The organism is Rhizobium sp. R635 (assembly GCF_002211285.1).
Taxonomy (GTDB): Bacteria; Pseudomonadota; Alphaproteobacteria; order Rhizobiales; family Rhizobiaceae; genus Rhizobium.
The window spans coordinates 214,002-234,962 of record NZ_LOKX01000033.1; the positions used below are offsets into that span (position 1 = coordinate 214,002).

Annotated in this window: 20 protein-coding genes; 2 read left to right on the plus strand and 18 right to left on the minus strand. The window is 61.7% G+C overall.

The window, feature by feature from the left end:
• Window positions 1-199 precede the first annotated feature (199 nt).
• A complete protein-coding gene (locus ATY78_RS22410; RefSeq protein ID WP_088684491.1) occupies window positions 200-1,534 on the plus strand; it encodes a DUF2254 domain-containing protein in 1,335 nt (444 codons plus the stop codon).
• 48 nt (window positions 1,535-1,582) lie between these two features.
• Here ATY78_RS22410 and ATY78_RS22415 read toward each other — a convergent pair whose 3' ends face one another.
• From ATY78_RS22415 to ATY78_RS22490, 16 genes are all read right to left on the minus strand, one after another.
• Window positions 1,583-2,284 carry a tRNA (guanosine(46)-N(7))-methyltransferase TrmB gene (locus ATY78_RS22415; RefSeq protein WP_088684492.1) on the minus strand — a complete coding sequence of 234 codons (702 nt, stop codon included), beginning with the start codon at window positions 2,282-2,284 and terminating at the stop codon, window positions 1,583-1,585.
• Window positions 2,281-3,534, minus strand: a complete 1,254-nt coding sequence (metK, locus tag ATY78_RS22420; RefSeq protein ID WP_088684493.1) for a methionine adenosyltransferase — start codon at window positions 3,532-3,534, stop codon at window positions 2,281-2,283. The genes ATY78_RS22415 and metK overlap by 4 nt, the downstream gene beginning before the upstream one ends.
• A gap of 178 nt (window positions 3,535-3,712) precedes the next feature.
• Entirely contained in the window at window positions 3,713-4,132 is a 420-nt protein-coding gene (locus ATY78_RS22425) for a helix-turn-helix domain-containing protein (protein WP_088684494.1), read from the minus strand.
• 151 nt (window positions 4,133-4,283) lie between these two features.
• Window positions 4,284-5,888 carry an apolipoprotein N-acyltransferase gene (lnt, locus tag ATY78_RS22430; protein WP_088684495.1) on the minus strand — a complete coding sequence of 535 codons (1,605 nt, stop codon included), beginning with the start codon at window positions 5,886-5,888 and terminating at the stop codon, window positions 4,284-4,286.
• Between the two features lie 169 nt (window positions 5,889-6,057).
• Complete coding sequence (locus ATY78_RS22435) at window positions 6,058-7,200, minus strand: hemolysin family protein (protein ID WP_088684496.1); 1,143 nt, start codon at window positions 7,198-7,200, stop codon at window positions 6,058-6,060.
• On the minus strand, window positions 7,197-7,712 hold the full coding sequence (ybeY, locus tag ATY78_RS22440; protein ID WP_088684497.1) for an rRNA maturation RNase YbeY: 516 nt from the start codon (window positions 7,710-7,712) through the stop codon (window positions 7,197-7,199). The genes ATY78_RS22435 and ybeY overlap by 4 nt, the downstream gene beginning before the upstream one ends.
• The gene (locus tag ATY78_RS22445; protein WP_088684498.1) at window positions 7,712-8,764 is read right to left on the minus strand and encodes a PhoH family protein; all 1,053 of its coding nucleotides are present in this window, start codon (window positions 8,762-8,764) and stop codon (window positions 7,712-7,714) included. The genes ybeY and ATY78_RS22445 overlap by 1 nt, the downstream gene beginning before the upstream one ends.
• 18 nt (window positions 8,765-8,782) lie before the next feature.
• Window positions 8,783-10,192, minus strand: a complete 1,410-nt coding sequence (gene miaB, locus ATY78_RS22450) for a tRNA (N6-isopentenyl adenosine(37)-C2)-methylthiotransferase MiaB (protein WP_088684499.1) — start codon at window positions 10,190-10,192, stop codon at window positions 8,783-8,785.
• A gap of 48 nt (window positions 10,193-10,240) precedes the next feature.
• Window positions 10,241-11,038 (minus strand): 1-acyl-sn-glycerol-3-phosphate acyltransferase, encoded by a 798-nt coding sequence (locus ATY78_RS22455; protein WP_088684500.1) that lies wholly within the window; start codon window positions 11,036-11,038, stop codon window positions 10,241-10,243.
• A 27-nt stretch (window positions 11,039-11,065) separates the two neighbouring features.
• Window positions 11,066-11,494: a Fur family transcriptional regulator gene (locus ATY78_RS22460; RefSeq protein ID WP_088684501.1), complete on the minus strand. Its 429-nt coding sequence runs from the start codon at window positions 11,492-11,494 to the stop codon at window positions 11,066-11,068.
• A gap of 82 nt (window positions 11,495-11,576) precedes the next feature.
• Window positions 11,577-12,077, minus strand: coding sequence for an N-acetyltransferase (locus tag ATY78_RS22465; RefSeq protein WP_190237507.1), 501 nt, complete (start codon window positions 12,075-12,077; stop codon window positions 11,577-11,579).
• Window positions 12,074-12,736, minus strand: coding sequence for a tRNA (adenosine(37)-N6)-threonylcarbamoyltransferase complex dimerization subunit type 1 TsaB (gene tsaB, locus ATY78_RS22470; RefSeq protein ID WP_088684503.1), 663 nt, complete (start codon window positions 12,734-12,736; stop codon window positions 12,074-12,076). Before tsaB ends, ATY78_RS22465 begins: the two co-directional genes overlap by 4 nt.
• Window positions 12,737-12,825: 89 nt before the next feature.
• On the minus strand, window positions 12,826-13,392 hold the full coding sequence (locus ATY78_RS22475) for a NifU family protein (RefSeq protein ID WP_088684504.1): 567 nt from the start codon (window positions 13,390-13,392) through the stop codon (window positions 12,826-12,828).
• A gap of 109 nt (window positions 13,393-13,501) precedes the next feature.
• Complete coding sequence (locus tag ATY78_RS22480; RefSeq protein WP_088684505.1) at window positions 13,502-13,993, minus strand: universal stress protein; 492 nt, start codon at window positions 13,991-13,993, stop codon at window positions 13,502-13,504.
• A gap of 117 nt (window positions 13,994-14,110) precedes the next feature.
• Window positions 14,111-15,175, minus strand: a complete 1,065-nt coding sequence (gene trpS, locus ATY78_RS22485; protein WP_088684506.1) for a tryptophan--tRNA ligase — start codon at window positions 15,173-15,175, stop codon at window positions 14,111-14,113.
• A gap of 155 nt (window positions 15,176-15,330) precedes the next feature.
• On the minus strand, window positions 15,331-15,729 hold the full coding sequence (locus ATY78_RS22490; RefSeq protein WP_088684507.1) for a VOC family protein: 399 nt from the start codon (window positions 15,727-15,729) through the stop codon (window positions 15,331-15,333).
• 185 nt (window positions 15,730-15,914) lie between these two features.
• Between ATY78_RS22490 and ATY78_RS22495 the strand changes: the two genes are divergently transcribed.
• A complete protein-coding gene (locus ATY78_RS22495; RefSeq protein WP_088684508.1) occupies window positions 15,915-16,343 on the plus strand; it encodes a DUF882 domain-containing protein in 429 nt (142 codons plus the stop codon).
• Window positions 16,344-16,346: 3 nt separating this feature from the next.
• Here the strand turns inward: ATY78_RS22495 and murJ are convergent, their stop codons facing one another.
• Together murJ and ATY78_RS22505 are read right to left on the minus strand one after the other, a co-directional pair.
• On the minus strand, window positions 16,347-17,927 hold the full coding sequence (gene murJ / locus ATY78_RS22500) for a murein biosynthesis integral membrane protein MurJ (RefSeq protein WP_088684509.1): 1,581 nt from the start codon (window positions 17,925-17,927) through the stop codon (window positions 16,347-16,349).
• Window positions 17,928-17,937: 10 nt separating this feature from the next.
• Window positions 17,938-20,844, minus strand: a complete 2,907-nt coding sequence (locus ATY78_RS22505) for a [protein-PII] uridylyltransferase (RefSeq protein ID WP_088684510.1) — start codon at window positions 20,842-20,844, stop codon at window positions 17,938-17,940.
• Between the last annotated feature and the right edge of the window lie 117 nt (window positions 20,845-20,961).

Consider the following 20,961-nt stretch of genomic DNA (forward strand, 5'->3'; position numbering starts at 1 on the left):
CGATGTGTCATACAGTAATATACGCCCGCTCCGCTCCTGTTTGATGCATACTCCTTCGATCCTGATCGGTGTCGGTCGGGATGCAGGGAGGGGGAAATTGCCGAAACGAGATCTTTGATCGCCCTCGTAGCCGGATGCGAGACGGCGCGGCATCTTCCCGGCGGCTGGAGTGCGCCGATCGTATATCGAGGGAACCGAAATGGGGTGGAATCGGCTCTATAGCCTGAGGAGCTACGTCAAGTCGTCGCTGTGGCTCGTGCCGTTCATAGCCTTGCTCCTCTACATTCTAATAATTCGAATCGTCTATTTATTTGAACGGTGGCTGATCTGGATCGAGCCTTGGCCGTGGGGCGTGGCCGGTTCCCAAAGGCTGCTCGAGACGATCATTACCATGACGCTGACATTCGTCGTCTTTACCTTCGGCTCTCTGCTGGTTGCAATCCAGATCGCAGGCGGTCAGCTGACGCCTCGTATCATCGCGACGACGTTGCTGCGCGATAACGCCATCCGTTTCACCGTAGGGCTTTTCATATTCACCCTGTTGTTTGCGACGGGCGCTTTGGCAAGGCTCGAAACCGATGTTCACCATGCCGTCGTCGGGATCGCGGGTCTCCTGGGTTTCCTGTCCATCGCTGCTTTCCTCTACTTGATCGACTATGCCGCCCGATTGCTACGGCCTGTGAGCATCATCCTGCGTGTCAGCGAGGAGGGTCGCGCCGTCATCGAGGACGTCTACCCCGCAATGGCGACAGACGAAACCGATGCCGCCCCCTCCAACCTTCGACCGGGCAACGAGCCGGACAAAGTCATCGTCTACAAGGGGCGACCTGCCATCATCGTGGCTGTCAATAAAAACGCCCTGCTGATGCAGGCCGAGAAAACACAGTCCGTCGTCGAACTGGTTCCGCGGATCGGTGATTTCGTCGCTCCTGGCGAGCCGCTTTTTCGGTTGTATGGCACTCTGCTGCCGGAAGAAGACGTGCTGAAAAAGATGATCGCTTTCGGGCCTGAACGCACCCTCGAACAAGACGCGACCTTCGCCTTCAGGATCATTGTGGATATCGCGATCAAGGCGCTTTCCAAGGCGATAAACGATCCGACGACTGCGGTGCTTGCGATTGACCAACTGCAACGTTTGTTGTGTTTTGTCGGGAAGCGCAGCCTGCGTGGAGAGGCGATCTTCAACCCGTCCGGAGAATTGCGGGTCATTTGCAGAACGCCGAACTGGGACGATTTCGTCAAATTGACTTTCAGCGAAATCAGACTTTACGGCACTGAAAACTTTCAAATCGCCCGCCGCCTCCGAGCCGTGCTGGAATACGGGCTGCAGGTATTGCCCGAGTTCCGGCGACCTGCTCTTGAAATGGAGATGGCTCTGCTGGATCGGCGGCTCGCCGAGATCTACGACTTTCCGGAGGATCTGGAGCTCGCCAAAATGGCCGATACTCAAGGTCTGGGCGGGTCAAAATCCTCCATGCTCAATTCGCAACAGCGACCGGCAAAAGCGGAATGGGAGCCGCTGCAACGAGGTTAAAACAATCTCGCTTCAGTCGCAGCGGTGTCTGACAGCTTGCCCCGAGGCTCAGATCTTCCTGAACGTCAGATAGGCCGAAGACCGGCCCTCGCGCCGCGCCTTCGCCTCGTATCGCGTGCTCGGCCAGCCCTCATAGGGCGTCAGCCAGTCAGCCGCATTTTCGGCCAGCCAGTCGAAGCCGCCATGGCCGCGGCATTTGAGCAGCGTCCAGTTCACATAGGTGTCGATGTCGGAGGCGAAGCAGAAGAGACCGCCGGGCTTCAGCACGCGATGAAAGCGGTCGAGATTGGTCTTCGAGACGAAGCGCCGCTTCCAGTGCTTCCGCTTCGGCCAGGGATCGGGATAGAGCAGATCGATCTGGTCGAGAGAGGCGTCCGGAAGCCAGTCGAGCAGTTGCGTCGCGTCGTCATTATAGACGCGGATGTTGCGCGCGCCCGTCTCGCCGACACGCGACAGCAGTTTCTGCATGGAATTGACGAAGGGTTCGACGCCGATGAAGCCGGTCGAAGGTCTCTCGAGCGCGCGGTGGATCAGGTGTTCGCCGCCGCCGAAACCGATTTCCAGCCGCAATGTTTCGACCGGAACCGGAAAAAGCGATGTCAGCGGCTCGCAAGGAGCCGCCGAGAGATCGACGAGGAATGCCGGCAGCAGGCTGTTGAGAGTTTCGGCCTGCTGTTCACGCAGGGCCTTTCCCTTGCGGCGACCGAAAAAGGCTTCGGTCGCCCGGCCCCGGCGTTCCATATCCGTCATGCAGCAGCCTTGGTCTTGACGGCTTCCTTGAGTGCCTTGACGAGGTCCGTGCGCTCCCAGGAGAACGAGCCGTCGCGGCCGGCCTTGCGGCCGAAATGGCCGTAGGCCGAGGTCTTGGCATAGATCGGCTTGTTGAGGTCGAGGTGACGGCGGATGCCCGACGGCGACAGGTCCATGTTCTCACGGATCGCGGCTTCGATCTGGTCTTCCGAAACGCCCTTGCCGGTACCGTGCAGGTCGACATAGATCGACAGCGGCTGAGCGACGCCGATCGCGTAGGAGAGCTGGATCGTGCAACGGTCGGCGAGGCCGGCGGCGACGACGTTCTTGGCGAGGTAGCGGGCGGCATAGGCGGCCGAACGGTCGACCTTGGTCGTGTCCTTGCCGGAGAATGCACCGCCGCCATGCGGAGCCGCACCGCCGTAGGTGTCGACGATGATCTTGCGGCCGGTGAGGCCTGCGTCGCCGTCCGGTCCGCCGATGACGAACTTGCCGGTCGGGTTGATGTACCACTTGCAGTCTTCAGCGATCTTCAGTTCGCCGAGCGCTTCGCGGATATAGGGCTCGACGACCGCGCGGACCTTCTTGGAATCCCAGCTGTCGTCGAGATGCTGGGTCGAGAGCACGATCGAGGTCGCTTCCGACGGCTTGCCGTCGACGTAACGCACGGTCACCTGGCTCTTGGCGTCGGGGCCGAGCTTGGCGACTTCGCCGTCGCCCTTCTTGCGGGCGGCTGCGAGCAGCTGCAGGATCTTGTGGGAATAATAGATCGGAGCCGGCATCAGGTCCGGCGTTTCCTTGCAGGCGTAACCGAACATGATGCCCTGGTCGCCGGCGCCTTCGTCACCCTGCTGGTCGGCGGCGCTGTCGACGCCCTGCGCGATGTCGGCAGACTGCGAATGCAGGAGCACGTCGATCTTGGCCTTCTTCCAGTGGAAGCCGTCCTGCTCGTAGCCGATATCCTTGATGGCGCGGCGGGCGGCAGCCTTGAACTTCGACGGATTGATGACGTCCTTGCCGTCCTTGTCCTTCTTCATCAGGCTCGGCGGCAGGCGGACTTCGCCGGCGATGACGACGCGGTTGGTCGTTGCCAGAGTTTCGCAGGCAATGCGCACACCCCAGGGATTGACGCCGGTCTTGGCCGCTTCGCGGTAGACCAGATCGACGATCTCGTCGGAGATGCGGTCACACACCTTGTCCGGATGACCTTCGGCAACAGATTCGCTGGTAAAGAGATAATTCGCGCGCATTCCGGGATTCCCCTCAAAGAACAAAAGCTAGCTAGTAGGTACTCAGTTCAGGCGCTGATGACAAGCGCAGAAGGACATAAATATATCTTTATATCTGCGGCAAAGTGACAAATTTTGCCCCAAAACAGCAAAAAAGCGGCCTTTCGACCGCCTTTCCGAATTTGTGAATGGCGCTGGCTCAGTCGGAGTCGGCTTCGGCGGCCAGCGCCTTTACCAGCTCCACGACCTTGCGGCGAACCTTCGGATCGGAAATCTTGACGAAGGCGCGGTTGAGCTGCAGGCCCTCCGAGGAGGAGAGGAAATCGACGACGTAATTCGAACTGGAGGCTTCGGCCATGCCGCTGATGCTGCCGGAATGTTCACCCGGGGCATCTTCGAAGAAGAAGGACACCGGAACGTTCAGGATGCTCGAAATGTTCTGCAGGCGGCTGGCGCCGACGCGGTTCGTGCCTTTTTCGTATTTCTGAATCTGCTGGAAGGTGATGCCCAGGCTCTCGCCAAGCTTTTCCTGGCTCATGCCCAGCATCGTGCGGCGAAGGCGAATACGGCTGCCGACATGGATGTCGATCGGATTCGGCTTCTTCTTGTTCTCAATCATGGTCGTGCCCTAGCTACGAATTTCAACCTGTTTCTAACCGGCATGCCCCTGATCCATCCCAAAACGCCACGTTGTAAGCGGCGGGAACCCACCGATTAACATACGTTAAGAACGCCGATTGACACCACTATGCAATTTTAGGGGTTTTTGGTCAATTCAACCCCGAAATAAAACCTGCGCGTGAAATTAGCGCAATCAAAATCAACAGGGCCTCAGTCAACCAGAAGTATGTTTGGCGGGGGAATGTTGTCCCGAACCCATTACCGAGCCCATCAACAGTTGCATCAATAAAGCCTGTCTCACCGAGATCCAGGCCCGCGATAATTTCCCCATGGGCGTTCACCAGCGCTGAAATGCCGTTATTGGCATCGCGAATCAGCGGCAGGCCGGTCTCGATTGCCCGAACGCGGGCCTGCTGGAAATGCTGATAGGGGCCGGGCGTGATACCGAACCAGGCATCGTTGGTGATATTGAGCAGTGCGTTGGCGTCTTTTATGTCGCCGGTCATCTCGCCGGGGAAAATGATCTCGTAGCAGATCAGCGGGTAGAGATTGAGGCCGCCGGGCAGCGCCAGCAGATGCCGGGTGGCGGCGGCCGAAAATCCTCCGGGTATTTCGACGACGTTCTGGATGCCGAATTCGGTGAGCAGGTCCTCGAAAGGTAGATATTCGCCGAAGGGCACCAGATGCACCTTGTCGGAGGCGGCGATGATCTGGCCGCGCCCGTCGATCACGTAGATGGAATTGTAGTAGCGCACCGGCGTGCCCGGCCCCATCTCCTCGGCGCGCACCGCGCCGGCGATCAGGATCTGGTTGTCGTCGAGCGTGTCGGCAATGCGCGTCAGCGCATCCTGGTTGTCGGTCAGGATGAAGGGGATGGAGGTTTCCGGCCAGACGATGATATCAGGCTTGCGCCCGCCATTCCTGGGCGCTTCGGCCGAAAGCTTCAGATGCGTTTCGAAAATCGCATTGCGATCGGCGTCATTGTCCATCTTCGCGGCTTGGTCGATGGCCGGCTGCACCAGCCGCACCACCGGCCGCTTGTCCTCGGGCAGGGCTTCCGGCCGCGGCGCCAGATAGAGAGCATAGGCGCCGTAACCGAGATGGCTGGCAAACAGCAGGACGCCAAGTGCGAGTCCGGCCTTCGCGCCCTGCCGCGTGCCGATGAGGGCAGGCGCTGAAAAGACGAAGACGGCAAGCGCCGTTACCCCCATCGCGCCGACCACATGCGCCGACTGCATCATCAGCGGAACGGGCATCATGCCGTAGCCGATGGCATTCCAGGGAAAGCCGGTGAGAACAGTGCTGCGAAGCCATTCGACGAAGCCGAAGGCCGCCGCAAGTGCGGCGATCCGCCCCAGGCCGTCCGACCAGAAGATGCGGGCAAACGCGGTCGCCAGCCCATAGAAGATCGCAAGACAGGCAGGCAGCCCGAGGGTGGCGAGGGGCAGCGCCCAGGCGAATCCTTCCTCATCGACCAGCAGCGCATGGCCGAGCCACCAGAGGCCGGCGACGAAATAGCCGAAGCCGAACAGCCAGCCGACGGTGAATGCCGGCCAGAGCCTGCCGATCAGGCCGCTTTCAGGCGTAGCCGCCGCCCCGTCGATCAGCCAGACGAGCAGCGTGAAGGAAACGAACATCGCCGCGAAAAAGCCGAAGGGCGGCAGCGCCAGCACGGCGAAGGCCCCGGCGGCAACGGCCAGCAATGACCGTTTGAACCCCCAGACGAGGATAACCCTGTCCGCAAGCCGCTCCATGCGCACTCCCATCAAGCTGCGAATCAACCCGTTCGCAGTCTTTCAAAAAAGCGGCTCTTTGTCGTGTGAATGCATGTCACCCGGAAACGTGCAGCGGTTCCGGGATGACGACATGCACAAAATAAGAGGCTAAGGCGCATCGCATGAATCGAATTCGATGCGATGCGCTTTAGTTGGCGGTGGATTCGGCCGGGCGGTCGTCGCCGGCCTCCGAGCCGGGAGCGATATCGCCGTCCGCCTTAGCGCGGCGGCGGATGGCGTGGCGCTTGCGGGTGATGCGCAGCCGTTTGATGCGGCGCGGATCGGCATCGAGAATGTGGAATTCGAAATTCGGAAGCGCCTGGACGACTTCGCCGCGCACCGGGATGCGGCCGAGCGCGGAGAAGATCAGGCCGCCCAGCGTATCGACCTCGTCGACCTGCTCGCTGATGTCGAAATCGGGCCCGATCGCTTCGGCGATCTCTTCCAGTTCGACGCGGGCGTCGGCGACGAAGACGTCTTCGGCGACGCGCTTGAACATCACCTCTTCGTCGTCGTGTTCGTCGTCGATGTCGCCGACCACCATTTCGACGATGTCCTCATGCGAGGCGAGCCCGTCGGTGCCGCCATATTCGTCGATGACGAGCGCCATCTGCGTGCGGTTCACCTGCATGCGGCGCAACAGGTCGGACGCCAGCATCGACGGCGGCACGAACAGGATCTTGCGGATGATGCCGGCCTCGGCCAGCGTCTTCTGCAGATCGACGCGGGCGAGGTCGAAATTCGGCTTGGCTGAACGCGTCGGCTTCTGGATGTTCTCCGGCGCGACCTCGATGGCCGGCGCGGCGGCAGATTTGGCCGGTCCGCGGCGCTTGTTGCGCGCCTGCTTGGCGACGTAGGAGAGCAGGTCGCGGATATGCACCATGCCGCGCGGATCGTCGAGCGTATCGGCATAGACGGGCATGCGCGAGCGGCCGGATTCCTCGAAGAGGATCATCAGTTCGCCGATGGTGATGTTCTGGTCCACCGCCTCGATGTCGGCGCGCGGCACCATCACGTCGGCGACGCGTACCTCGCGAAAACGCAGGATGTTGTGCAGCATCGCCCGCTCGTCGGGCGAAAAGGCGTCGTCATCAGCCGCATCGATCATCAGCGCGTCGGCGAGATCCTCGCGCAGCCGCGAGCCCTGCTGGGGGCGGAGAATGCGCGCGGCGCGCGACCAGAAGGATTGGGATCGGCCGGATGGCCGACTACTACTGCCTGCCTCGTCCGAAGAAGAGGATGGCTCGGAGTCCTTGGCGTCTGCCGCCGGCTTCGTCGTAAAGTCGCTCATGGTTCCATTTTAAGGTCTTGACCCTCGTAGGGATCAGATAGGCCGAGCTGCGCCAAAATGCGAGTCTCCAGCCCCTCCATAATTTCGGCTTCGTCACTATTCATATGATCGTAGCCGAGCAGATGCAAGAAACCATGGACGAGAAGATGCGTCAGATGGTCGTCGAAACTCTTTTCGAGCTCCTTCGCTTCCCGCTCCACCGTTTCCCTGGCAATGATGATGTCGCCGAGCATCGGACCGGGCATCTTGCCGGGCTTGACGGGAAAGGCCGGAAAGGAGAGCACGTTGGTCGCCTTGTCCTTGCCGCGCCATTCGGCATTGATGTCCTGGATCGAGGCGTCGTCGGTAAAGACCAGCGAAACCTCGGGCGGCATCGTCGGAAAGGGCTGCTTCTCGCTGTCGCTGAGATAGACCGCGGCGGCGCCGAGCACGCGCTGGCAAAAGGACAGCAGCGCCTCCTCGGTGGGCCAGCCGATATCCTCGATGTTGATCTGGATGTCGAGTTCGGGCATCAGTCCTGCCGGCTGGCTTCTTCGGTTTCGACGGCATAGGTGGAATCATAAGCCCTGACGATGCGCCCGACCAGCGGATGGCGCACGACGTCGGTATCCTTGAAGCGCACGATCGAGATGCCCTCGACGCCGTTCAGAAGCTGCAGGGCCTCGACGAGGCCGGACTTGACGCCGCGCGGCAGGTCGATCTGGCTCGGGTCGCCGGTGACGATCATGCGCGCATTTTCGCCGAGGCGGGTCAGGAACATCTTCATCTGCATCGACGTCGTGTTCTGCGCTTCGTCGAGGATGATCGCGGCATTGGCGAGCGTGCGGCCGCGCATGAAGGCGAGCGGCGCGATTTCGATGACGCCGGCGGTGATCGCCCGGTCGACCTTGTCGGCGGGGATCATGTCGTAGAGCGCGTCATAGAGCGGGCGCAGATAGGGATCGACCTTTTCCTTCATATCGCCGGGCAGGAAGCCGAGACGCTCGCCGGCTTCGACGGCTGGACGCGACAGGATGATCTTTTCGACCGCGCCGCGCTCCAGGAGCTGGGCGGCATGCGCAACCGCGAGATAGGTCTTGCCGGTGCCGGCCGGGCCGACGCCGAAGACCAGCTCGGCACGCTCCAGCGCCCGCATATAGGCGTCCTGCGTCGGCGTGCGGGCGATGATGGTTTTCTTGCGCGTAGAAATCTGCGCCATGGTCAGCTTGGCCTTGCGCTCCATCGTGGGAAGGCTGAGCTGATCGTCGGCGGCGACCGCCATGCGAATTGCGCCCTCAACGTCGGATCGTTCCACGCTGCCGCCTTTCTGGAGCTTTTCATAGAGATAGTCGAGCGTGCGCCGCGCCTGGTTGGTGGTCACGACATCGCCCGATATGACGACGGAATTGCCGCGCGCCCGCGCATCGATATTGAGCCGTTCCTCGAGCAGCTTGAGGTTCTGGTCGAATTGACCGAAGAGCTCGCTGGCGAACCGGTTGTTCTCGAACGTCAGGACGAAGTGATTGGTATCGCTCGGCGTGCGGGGGTGGCGCGGTGAAGAAGAAACCAATTCTTGTCCGTTCAAGCGGTCGGGCTCCTTGGGTTAGACCGCAGCCTCTGCGCGTTCGGCAAACAGGCTGTTGGTTCCGGTTCCGGTGATTCGCACTTTGATAATGTCACCGATTTGCGATGCTTTTGCATCAACATTCACTGATTGAAGCCAGGGAGAACGTCCGATTAGCTGGCCGGGCATGCGGCCGGGCTTTTCGAGCAGCAGATCGATCTCCTTGCCGATGCAGGATTCGGCAAATTCCTGCTGCTGCTTCAGGAGAAGCGCTTGCAGGCGTTCCAGCCGTTCTGCCTTGATTTCTTCCGGCACCTGGTCCTTCAGTTCCGCGCCGGGTGTGCCCGGCCGAGTCGAGTATTTGAACGAGAAGGCCTGCGCATAGCGCACCTCCTCCACAAGCCTGAGTGTATCCTCAAAATCCGCGTCTGTCTCCCCCGGAAAGCCGGTAATGAAATCGCCTGACAGCGCGATGTCGGGCCGCACCGTGCGGATGCGCTCGATCAGGCTGAGATATTCGGCTGCCGTATGGCGCCGGTTCATCGCTTTCAGGATGCGGTCCGAACCCGATTGCACCGGCAGGTGCAGGTAGGGCATCAGCGCCCGGAGGTCGCGATGGGCCTCGATCAGCCGGTCGTCCATGTCGCGCGGATGGCTTGTGGTATAGCGCAGCCGCGCAAGCCCGGGGATCTCGGCAAGGCGGTAGAGCAGGTCGCCGAGGCTCCATGCCTCGCCGCGGGGGCCTGCGCCGTGCCAGGCATTGACGTTCTGCCCGAGCAGGGTGATTTCGCGCACGCCGCCCTCGACGAGCTTTTCGGCTTCCTCGACGATCTGGGAGACCGGACGCGACACTTCCGAGCCGCGCGTATAGGGCACGACGCAGAAGGTGCAGAACTTGTCGCAGCCCTCCTGCACCGTCAGGAAGGCGGTGACGCCGCGTGCGCGGATCTTGCGGCTCTCGGCGATCGGCAGATGCTCGAACTTGTCCTCGATCGCATATTCCGTATCGACGACGCGGCGGCCCTCTTTGGCCTGGCGCAATGCCTCCGGCAGGCGGTGATAGGTCTGCGGGCCGATGACGACGTCGACGGCCGGCGCGCGGCGCAAAATCTCCTCGCCTTCGGCCTGGGCGACGCAGCCGGCAACGCCGATCATCATCTCCCGGCCGTCCGCCGCCCGCTTCTTTTTCATCTCGCGCAGCCGCCCCAGCGCCGAATAGACCTTCTCGGCCGCCTTTTCCCTTATATGGCAGGTGTTGAGGAGAACGAGGTCCGCCTCTTCCATATCTTCCGTCGGCTCGTAACCGTCACGGGCGAGCGCATCGCTCATGCGCGTGGAATCGTAGACGTTCATCTGGCAGCCATAGGTCTTGATGAAGACCTTGCGGCTGTTGCTGCCATCGCGGAGAGAAATCTCCGGGGCCTGAAGAGTAGCGCTGTCCTGTGTCATGGCGCGCTATTTAGTGGTTTTTGCCGCTTGAGAAAAGGGACTCTCGTCTCAGCCCACATCGCGGCCGCGCAGGCTGGTGTTGAGAAGGCTGCGGATACGGGCGGCGATCGTCGCGCTGACGTCCTTGCGGTTGGTCTTGTCGCTGTATTCGATCGCCTCTCCGAAGGAGACTTCGGCATCGATCGCGCCGCATTTCACGATATCGATGAGATGCGGCAGAAGCTCGATATCGCCGGGCCAGGCGGCGAGCGGACGGTGATAGCGGCCCATGGCGATACCATGAACCCTGGTATAGGCGATCGAAACCGGCTGGACCATGACCATGCCGGTCGGCGAATAGGGCACGGCCATCGCGGCCGCGCCGAAGAGGGAGGACTTGACCTCCAGCAGACGATTGCCGTCAGAGGTCGTGCCCTCGGGAAACAGCACCACGATTTCGCCGTCGGCCATGCGGCCGGCGATCTCGCTTGCCTGGTCGCCGGTGCGGCGCTTTTCCTCGCGCACCACGAAGACGCTCTTTTGCAGCTTGGCGAGCGTGCCGAAGATCGGCCAGTCACGCACCTCTATCTTGGCGATGAAGGCAACGTCGGCAACGGCCGACATCACCATGATATCCATCCAGGAGGAATGGTTGGAGCAGAGCATCAGCGGCCGGCGGTTTTCCAGTCCGCCGGTCACGCGAATGCGGATGCCGAGACAAGAGCAGATGATGCGATGCCAGACGCGCGGAAGCCAGCGGCGCAGACGCCAGTCGAAACGCAGGGCAAGTACCTGCAGCGGCATGAGCACGATGCTGACGAAGAGAATGACGACCGCGGCGAGGGCGATGCGCAGCCAGGCGATCAAATGCGATTCTCCGGGGCTGCCATGGCTTCAGTGATCTTCGTTCTTCAGCGGAATGCCGTAGAGCTCCAGGCGGTGGTCGACGAGCCGGAAGCCGTGCTCGCGGGCAATCCGCTCCTGCAGCGCCTCGATCTCCGGCGAACGGAATTCGATGACGGTGCCGTTCTTCAGGTCGATGAGGTGGTCGTGATGCTCTTCCGGCACCGTTTCATAGCGCGAGCGTCCGTCGCGGAAGTCGTGGCGGGCGATGATGCCGGCATCTTCGAACAGCTTGACGGTGCGGTAGACGGTCGAAATCGAAATCTTCGCATCGACTTTCACCGAGCGGCGGTAAAGTTCTTCGACGTCAGGATGGTCCTGCGAGTCTTCGAGGATGCGCGCGATCACGCGGCGCTGCTCGGTCATGCGCATGCCGCGTTCGGTGCAAAGCTCCTCAAGGGTCTTGGCTACATCGGTCATGGCCCGCCTTTAGAGATATTCGTCTTTCGACAATGCCGCACGGCGTTTGCGCCGGCCTGCATATTGTCTCGCTGCAAGGGAACTACCGAAGAACGCGCTTCATGACAAGCGCCGTGGAAAGGGCGCCGTTCTCCTGCTTGTAGTAACCCTGACGCTCGCCGACCTTTTCGAAACCGAGCTTGCGATAGAGGCCGAGCGCTGCCGTATTGCCGTTGTCGACTTCGAGAAACATGTTCTCGCCGCCGCGCGCCCGCGCTTCCCGCATGGCCGCCTGCATCAGCCGCCAGCCGAGGCCGGAGCGGGCGGCCTTCGCCTGCACGGCGATCGTCAGGATCTCCGCCTCGCCGGCGACCTCACGCGCGAGGATGAAGCCCGGGAGCGGCTTCCGCAGGATGGCATTGGTCTGGCGGGCGACGAAACCGAACACGGTCTCCTGCGAAAGCAGGCTGTGGAATTCGCCGTCCCCCCAGGGGCGGGCGAAGCGTTCGCCGTGCAGGGCGGCGACATCGCGGCAATCCTCGCGCTCCATGGCGATGATTTCGAATTCGGGCTTCAGCGTCAGATAGGCTTCCAGCATCGTCATACTCGTCGCGCAATCGCATACCCGGCCTGCGGTTTGGCATCGGGTCCGCGCAGATAAAGGGGCTTCGGCTTTCCGGCATCGGGGGAGGCGGCAGCGCCGAGGCGCGCCACAAGGGAGATCGGGAATTTATTGGCGTGGTCGCCGTCGGCATCGGGCCGGAGAAGCGGCGTCGCCGAACCGGTGATTTCGCCTTCGAAGCCGGCGGCGAAAGCCTGTGCTTGCTCCACACTCAACGCCCGCGGTTCGTCGAGCGGAGAGCCGTCGGCTGCAAAGGGCTGAAGGTAGATTTCGTCCCGTTTGGCGTCCATCGCCGCAAGCACGGCGCGGTGAGGCGTCTTCTCGCGTTGGGCGGATGCCATGACTTCGAGCGTGGTGATGCCAACGGCAGGCACATCGAGGGAGAGCGCAAAACCGCGGGCTGCGGCAACGCCGACGCGGATACCGGTAAAGGAGCCGGGGCCGATGGTGACGACAAGGCGGTCGATGTCCGAAAGCGTCAATCCCGCCTGATCCAGCGCGCGGTCGACGATTCCTATCAGATGTTCAGCATGCCCCTTGCCGATCATGTCCGATGCCTCCCCCAGCATCGTATTCCTGCCGCTGTCATAGACAGCGGCAGCGCAATCCACACCTGCCGTGTCGAGCGCCAGAACGATCATGCCATCAATTTCCGAATAAACTATTGTCGCCTATTCATAAATCCGCTCGGCCGAACTCTAGATGAACGGCCGGAGCAAATTCGGGCTTTTTAAGCGGCAATCACTTCCTGCACTTCCGGAACGAAATGGCGCAGCAGGTTCTGGACGCCGTGCTTCAGCGTTGCCGTCGAAGACGGGCAGCCGGAGCAGGAACCCTTCATGTTCAGATAGACCTTGCCGTCCTTGAAGCCCCGGAAGGTGATATCGCCGCCGTCCTGGGCAACGGCCGGGCGCACGCGGGTCTCCAGAAGCTCCTTGATGGTCAGCACGATCGACTCATCGCCCTCGTCGAAGAATTCCTCACCCGCATCGGCATCTTCGGAGAGGATGGAAGCATCGCCCATCACGGGCTTGCCGGACATGAAATGCTCCATGATCGAGCCAAGGATAGCCGGCTTAAGATGCTGCCATTCGGCATTGTCCTTGGAGACGGAAATGAAGTCGTAGCCGAAATAGACGCCGGTCACACCGGGAATGTCGAACAGGCGCGCGGCAAGCGGCGAGGCCTCCGCCTCTTCGGCGCTGCGGAATTCGGCCGTGCCGTTTTCCATCACAACCTTGCCCGGCAGGAATTTCTGCGTGGCGGGATTGGGCGTGGCTTCGGTCTGAATAAACATCTGGTTCTCCATGCGGCGGGCTCGTGACCTCGGCCGTCTTTAGAATTCTTCAAAAGAAGATAAGCCCAATAGGGGCTCTAATCAAGAGACTTGTACTCAAGAAATACTCTCAGCAGAGAGCGTCGATTTCCTCGTTGGTCAGCGTATCCGGCAGCACGGTGACCGGGATCGGGAAGGCTGCCGCACGGCCGGCGACCGACGAAACCAATGGGCCGGGACCTTCCTTCGCCGAGCCGGCGGCGAGAACCAGGATCGCCACATCGCGGTCTTCCTCGATCACGGCGTTGATCTGCTCGGCCGCACTGCCTTCACGAATGACGACCTCAGGCTCGATGCCGATCGTTTCGCGCACGATCTGGGCGATCTTGGCGACAACAGCCTCGGCTTCCTCGCGCGCTTCGGCCCGCATGATCTCCTCGACGCCGAGCCATTGCTGGAAATCGCCCTCGGGGATCACGTAAAGCAGCACGAGGCCGCCATTGGAATTCTTCGCGCGCCGGCCGGCATAATGAACGGCGCGCTGGCATTCGGGTGTACCGTCGATGACCGCCATGAATTTGCGGCGATGACCTTCGAGCCGTGAGAGTCGCTTCGATACCATGGCGCGGACTCTGACACCCGAAGCGGAAAATTTGCAAGCCCCAGTTTTTGCTCCCCGCTCAGGGAGAGTTCCCCGAGCGAGAAGAGCAGGCTGCCTAGTACGAGAAGGGAAGGCTGCCTAGTAAAGGAAGCCGATGACGTCGCGCACTTGGCTCATCGTCACCTCGGCGCGTGCTCTCGCACGCTCGCCGCCCTTGCGCAGGATGGCGTCGATATGGCTGGTATCGTCCATCAGCCGGCGCATCTCGCCGGTGATCGGCGCGAGCACGTGGATCGCCAGGTCGACCAGGGCCGGCTTGAAGACGGAGAATTGCTGGCCGCCGAATTCGGCAAGCACGTCCGCCTTCGACTTGTCGGCGAGCGCGGCATAGATCGCCACCAGATTGTCGGCCTCGGGACGGCCCTGCAGCCCGTCGATTTCGCTCGGCAAACCGTCCGGATCGGTCTTGGCCTTGCGGATCTTCTTCGAGATTGCCTCCTCGTCATCCATCAGATTGATGCGCGAGAGGTCGGAGGGGTCCGATTTCGACATTTTCTTGGTGCCGTCGCGCAGCGACATGACGCGCGGCGCCGGTCCGCCGATCAGCGGTTCGACCATCGGGAAATAGGCATGCACCGGCTCGTCGCCGACGGTGATGTCGACGCCGTAGCCGCTCTTGCGGATATGTTCGGCGTAGTCGAGGTTGAACTTCATCGCGATGTCGCGGGCAAGCTCCAGATGCTGCTTCTGGTCTTCGCCGACAGGCACGTGGGTGGCGCGATAGACGAGAATGTCGGCGGCCATCAGGCTCGGATAGGCGTAGAGGCCGAGCGAGGCCTGCTCACGGTCCTTGCCGGCCTTGTCCTTGAACTGCGTCATGCGGTTCATCCAGCCGATGCGGGCGACGCAGTTGAAGATCCAGGCGAGTTCCGCATGCTGCGGCACGGCCGACTGATTGAAGACGATATGTTTTTCCGGATCGATGCCGGCGGCGATGAAGGCGGCGGCGATCGAGCGCGTCTGGCTCGGCATGTCCTCGTGCACCAGCTGGGCGGTGAGCGCATGCATGTCGACGACGCAGTAGATGCAGTCATTGCCTTCCTGCAGCGCCACGAAACGGCGGATCGCGCCGAGATAGTTGCCGAGATGCAGATTGCCGGTCGGCTGCACGCCGGAGAATACGAGTTTCTTGAATTCGCTCATGTCGTCCTCAATAGGCTGGTGGAGGGCCTACAGCGCCGCGCGTCTTTTCAGACGCGCAAAGGACGCTGTAACACTTCAATTATGCAGCGGGCTTTTTTCGCCTGTGTTGCTAACGCCGCGGCTTATGCACGGGCAACCCGTCGCAATCAAGGGGTTCAGGCTGTGGCATGCTGGATCAGATCGAAGGTGTTGCCATAGGGATCCGCAAAGACCGCGACCGTGCCATAAACCTCATGTCGCGGCTCTTCCAGAAAGCGTACGCCGGCGCCGAGCATTTCGGCATGATCGCGCGCGAAATCGTCGGTCTTTAGGAAGAAGCCCACACGGCCGCCGGTCTGATTGCCGATCGCCGCCCGCTGCGCATCGTTTGCCGCCTGCGCCAGCAGAAAGGCGGCGCCATTCCCGCCCTTGGGCTTGACGACTACCCAGCGCTTGCCCTCCGGCTGCCGCTCGTCCTGCAGGCAACTAAAACCGAGAGCGTCGCAATAGAAGGCCTTGGCGCGGTCGTAATCGTCGACGACAAGGGTGATGAGGAAGAGAGACTGAATTGCCATGTTGACCTCCTGTTTGGACGTTTATTCCATTTCAGAACAGCTTTGTGCTGGATTTTAAGCCAAATTGATCAGGTTGCTTAGTTATAATTGAGTATAAAATTTCACAGAAAAGCTTTTTTTGAACTGAGAATCCTCACTCGCGTTGCCGGCCCGACGGGTCGATGGGGCAAACGATCGGAGGGACCATGCGGAACGCCAGTTTGCTCGCCATGGCAGGCCTTTTCGCCTTACAATCAGCAACCGGTGCGGCCGGTCAAGACACCAAGCGGCCGGCCATTCATCTTGCAAAGCATGAGGCGCGCCTCGCCTATACCGTCCAGACCGTCAGCGTCCGCGCCGGTTGTTTCCCCGAACGCTTGAGAGCGGTCCTGTCGCATATCGCCGCGAAAACAGGACGCCGCCCGATGATAACGTCCGGTCACAGGCCGCGTCCCCGCCGTCACGGTTCCTTGCATGGAAAATGCCTGGCGGCTGATATCAGGATACCGGGCCTGTCGGAACGCACCATCATCGCCGCGGCGAAAAGCGCCCCCGGCATCGGCGGCATCGGCAGCTATTGCAACGGCATCGTTCATGTCGACGTCGGGCCGCAGAGGCGATGGGTTGATTGTTAGAGTTTACGCGTCCTTTGCCGGAACCGGCTTGCGGTTCAGATTGCGCCGGATCATGCCGAGATCGGCCCCGCCGATCAGGAAGGCGGCGGCGAAATAGACCAGCATGGAAATCGCAATCAGCAGCCCGAGGGTGCCGATCTTGGTCAGAAGCGGCGCGCCTGATGCAAGCCAGGGGGCAAAGTACTGCTTGAGGAAGACGATGGCCGCACCCATCACCGCGGCGGCGACGACCAGCAGCGCGGTGCGCTTTGCCAGCGCCCATTCCCATGTCAGATGGCCGCGGCGCAGGAGCGTGGTGAACAGCAGCACGGTGCTGATCCAGCCGGCGGTGGCTTCGGCAACGGCGATGCCGGGCGCGCCCATATAGGGGAAGAGGGTCAGCGCGGTGGCGCAGTTGGTGGCAACCGCGATCGCCGAAAAGCGCATCGGCGTCTTGGTGTCCTCGCGGGCATAGAAGCCGGGCTGCAACGCCTTGATGAGCACGAAGGCAGGCAGGCCGATGCCGTAAATGGCAAGGATCGAGCCGACGACGAGGGTGTTTTCCTGATGGAAGGCGCCGCGCTCATAGAGCACGCGGATGATTTCGTCGGAGAGAATCCACAGCGCGAAGGCGGCCGGGATGGTCAGAAACAGCACGAATTCGATCGAGCGGTTCTGCAGGTTTCCGGCTTCGCGCAGGTTGCCGCCCTTCAGCGCCCGGGCAAGCTCCGGCAGAAGCACCACGCCGACGGCCACACCGACGACGCCGAGCGGCAGTTGGTAGATGCGGTCGGCATATTGCAGCGCTGCGATCGCGCCGTCGCGGGAGGAGGCGATCGCCTGGCCGATCAGCTGGTTGATCTGGGTGATGCCGCCGGTCACGGCGGCCGGCACCGCAAGGATCAGCAGCCGCTTGACATTCGGCGTCATCTTCGGGAAGCGGAAGCCGATGCTCATGCCGGCCGCAAGCACGCCGACATAGACGACGGCGAGCTGCAGGATACCGGCGGCAAGAACGCCCCAGGAGAGATACCAGGCGGTCGCCAGCGGATCGGCGCCGGTATAGAGCGAATAAAACAGCGCTCCGATCATCACCACGTTGAGGAAGACGGGGGCGATGGCGGCGGCGAAGAAATGATGCAGCGAATTCAGCATGCCGCTCATCATCGCCGTCAGCGACATGCACATGAGATAGGGAAACATCACGGCCGCCATGCGGATCGTGATCGAGAATTTCTCGGGATCGTCGGCGAAACCCGGCGCAATGACGAAGCGCACCAGGAGCGGCATGGAGAGCTCCATCACGATGGTGATGAGGAGCAGCACCGAAAACAAAACGCCGAAGACTTCTTCCGAAAAGCGCTTGGCCCCATCCGTGCCGTTCGCCTCTATCTCCTTGGCGAAGAGCGGCACGAAGGCGGCGTTGAAGGCGCCTTCGGCAAACAGCCGGCGGAAGAGGTTGGGAAAACGGAAGGCGGCGTAGAACACGTCGGCCATCGGCCCGGTGCCGAGCGCCGCCGCCATCAGCGTTTCACGGGCGAAGCCGAAGATGCGGCTGCCGAGGGTTGCGCCGCCGACGGTCGCGAATTTCTTGACGAGGCTCATGCGTATAGGCTCATGCGGGAGAACCGGCTTTCTTGTCGGTGGAGGTCGATGTCCGGGCGGTGGCGGCGGGCGCGATGATGCCGGAGGGCATGCGCTCGCGCAGCTCGTCCTCCTCTTCGGCCATGACGGCCTTCATCCGGGCGGTGATGTTGGCGCGCTTGCTGTCGCCTGAAATCTTCTGTCCCACAAGATCGGTGACGTAGAAGGTGTCGATCACCTTTTCGCCGAAGGTGGTGATGCGGGCCGACTGGATGTCGAGCGACAGATCCGAGAGCACGGCTGTTATCTCCGACAAGAGGCCCGGCCGGTCGAGGCATTCCACCTCGATGACGGTGAACTTGTTCGACAGGCTGTTGGTGATGTTGACCGACGGCGGAATGACGAAGGCCTTGCTTTTCTTGCGATTGCGCGCGCGCGTGGCGATCACCTCGGGCAGGCGCTTGCGGCCGGACAGCACGTCCTCGATCATCCGTCCGATCGTGGCGGCGCGGCGCAATTCATCGGCATCGTCGGCAAATTCGCGGCTGACATGGATCGTGTCGAGCGCTCGCCCGTCCGATGTCGTGAAGATCTGCGCATCGACGATGTTGGCGCCGGCTGCCGCACAGGCCCCGGCGATGACGGCTAGCAGTCTGGGATGGTCGGGCGACAGCACGGTGATTTCGGTAATCGCGTGGAAACTGTCGGTGCGCACCGTCGTGGCGAGCGCCTGGCCCGCCTTATCGGCCTGGCGGATGAAATGGGCGTGGCGGACCTGGTCTTCGAGCGGCACGGAAAGCAGGTAGGGCTGGTAGTGCAGCTTGGTATAAGTGTTGCGGTCTTTCTGGCTCCAGTCGGCGAGGGCGGCATGCAGCGCCTCGGCGGCGGCATTGGCCCGCTCCTTGCGGGAAACCTCCGAAAAGCCGCCGGCGAGCAGCAGCTCGGTTTCGTAATAGAGCGTGCGCAGAAGCTGGCCCTTCCAGCCGTTCCAAACGCCGGGGCCGACGGCGCGGATATCGCAGATCGTCAGGATCAGGAGCATCTTCAGCCGGTCGAGCGACTGCACGCGGTCGGCGAAATCGGTGATCGTCTTGCGGTCGGTCAGGTCGCGGGTCTGCGCCACCATCGACATGGTCAGATGTTCCTCGATCAGCCAGACGACGATCTCGGTCTGCTTCTGCGACAGGCCGAAGCGGGCGCAGAGTTTGCGGGCGACGCGGGCGCCGGCGATCGAGTGATCCTCCAGCCGGCCCTTGGCGATGTCGTGGAGGAGAACGGCGACGTAAAGCGCCTCGCGATCCTCGATATTGGATATCAGTTTGTTGGCGAGCGGATGCAGATCTTCGGAGCGCGACTTGTCGATCTCGGAGAGAACGTCGACCGTGCGGATCAGATGTTCGTCGACCGTATAGTGGTGATACATGTTGAACTGCATCATCGCGACGATCTTGCCGAATTCGGGGATGAAGCGGCCGAGCACGCCGGCCTCGTTCATACGGCGCAGGATCAGCGCCGGATCGCGCTTCGAGGTCAGGATCGACATGAAGAGGCGGTTCGCCTCGTCGTTTTCCCGTAAGCTGTTGTCGATCAGCGCAAGTGAGCGGGTGACGCGCTTCAGCGCATCCGGATGGAATTCCAGCCCGTTGATGTCGGCGACGTGAAAGAGCCTGAGGATGCTGACCGGATCGCGCTTGAAGACGTCGGCGTCGGCGAGCGCAATACGGCCGCGGTCTTCGACGAATTCGACGCTGCCTGCGATCTTGCGGTTGCGGTGGGTGAAGCGGCTGATGACGCCGGTGAGACCGGGGATCGACTTCGCCTGCTGGTCTTCGAGCGCGGCGCACAGGATGCGCGTGAGATCGCCGACATCCTTGGCGACGAGGAAATAGTGCTTCATGAAACGCTCGACGGCCGAAAGGCCGGGGCGGGTATGATAGCCGAAGGCTTCGGCGATCTCACGCTGGATATCGAAGGACAGCCGCTCTTCGGCCTTACCGGTCAGGAAGTGCATATGGCAGCGCACCGCCCAGAGAAAATCGTCGGCTTTCTCGAGCAGCCGGTACTCGTGCTTCGACAGCACCCCGAGCTTGACCAGCTCCGCCTGGTCGCGCACGTGATAATAATATTTCGAGATCCAGAACAGCGTGTGCAGGTCGCGAAGCCCGCCCTTGCCTTCCTTGACGTTCGGTTCGACGAGATAACGCGTGTCGCCCGCCTTGCGGTGGCGTTCATCACGCTCGGCAAGCTTGGCGGCGATGAATTCCGGGCCGGTGCCGGTGACGATTTCCTTGTCGAAGCGCGCCTCGAGCTCGGTCTCCAGCCGTTGCAGGCCGCAGATGTAGCGCATCTCCAGGATGGCGGTGCGGATCGTCATGTCGGACTTGGAAAGCGCGATGCATTCGTCCACCGTGCGGGTGGCATGGCCGACCTTGAAGCCCATGTCCCAGAGCACGTAGAGCATGAATTCGACCGCCTTGTGCGTCTCTTCCGCCGGCTTCGGCAGAAAGAGGAAGAGCAGGTCGATATCGGAGCCCGGCGCCAGCGTGTCCCGGCCGTAGCCGCCGACGGCGGTGACCGCGAACTTGTCCTTCTGCTGCGGAAAGATATGGGTGGTGGCGAAATCGTAGAGGACGGTGATGATCTGATCCTGCAGCCAGGAAATCCGGTAGGCGCAATTGAGCCCGCCGCCGTCGGCCATCAGCGCCGCGCGCGCCTTCTGCCGGCCTTCCACACTCGCCTTCTTCAGCACCGCGAGAAGATCGGCGCGCATGACATCGGGCCGGTTGCGATTGGCTTCGGCGACGGCGTGGCACTGCTTCTGCAGCAGTTCGGCGTCGAGGATCTGGGAGAAATCGAGGTCGCGCATCGCTGCCACAGGGGCGGTTTCCTGTTCATGCCGGGCTGCCGGTTCAGGGCTTTCCGCTTGTTTCATCTGCATGCGCTATAGCCTCTTTGCCCGTGGATGACACGGGCCTGAATACTGCAAGAACCTTTAAATTTGGCGAAATGGTGTTGCCATGCTGCAATGCGGGACGCTTTGACGCAAGACGCTGGG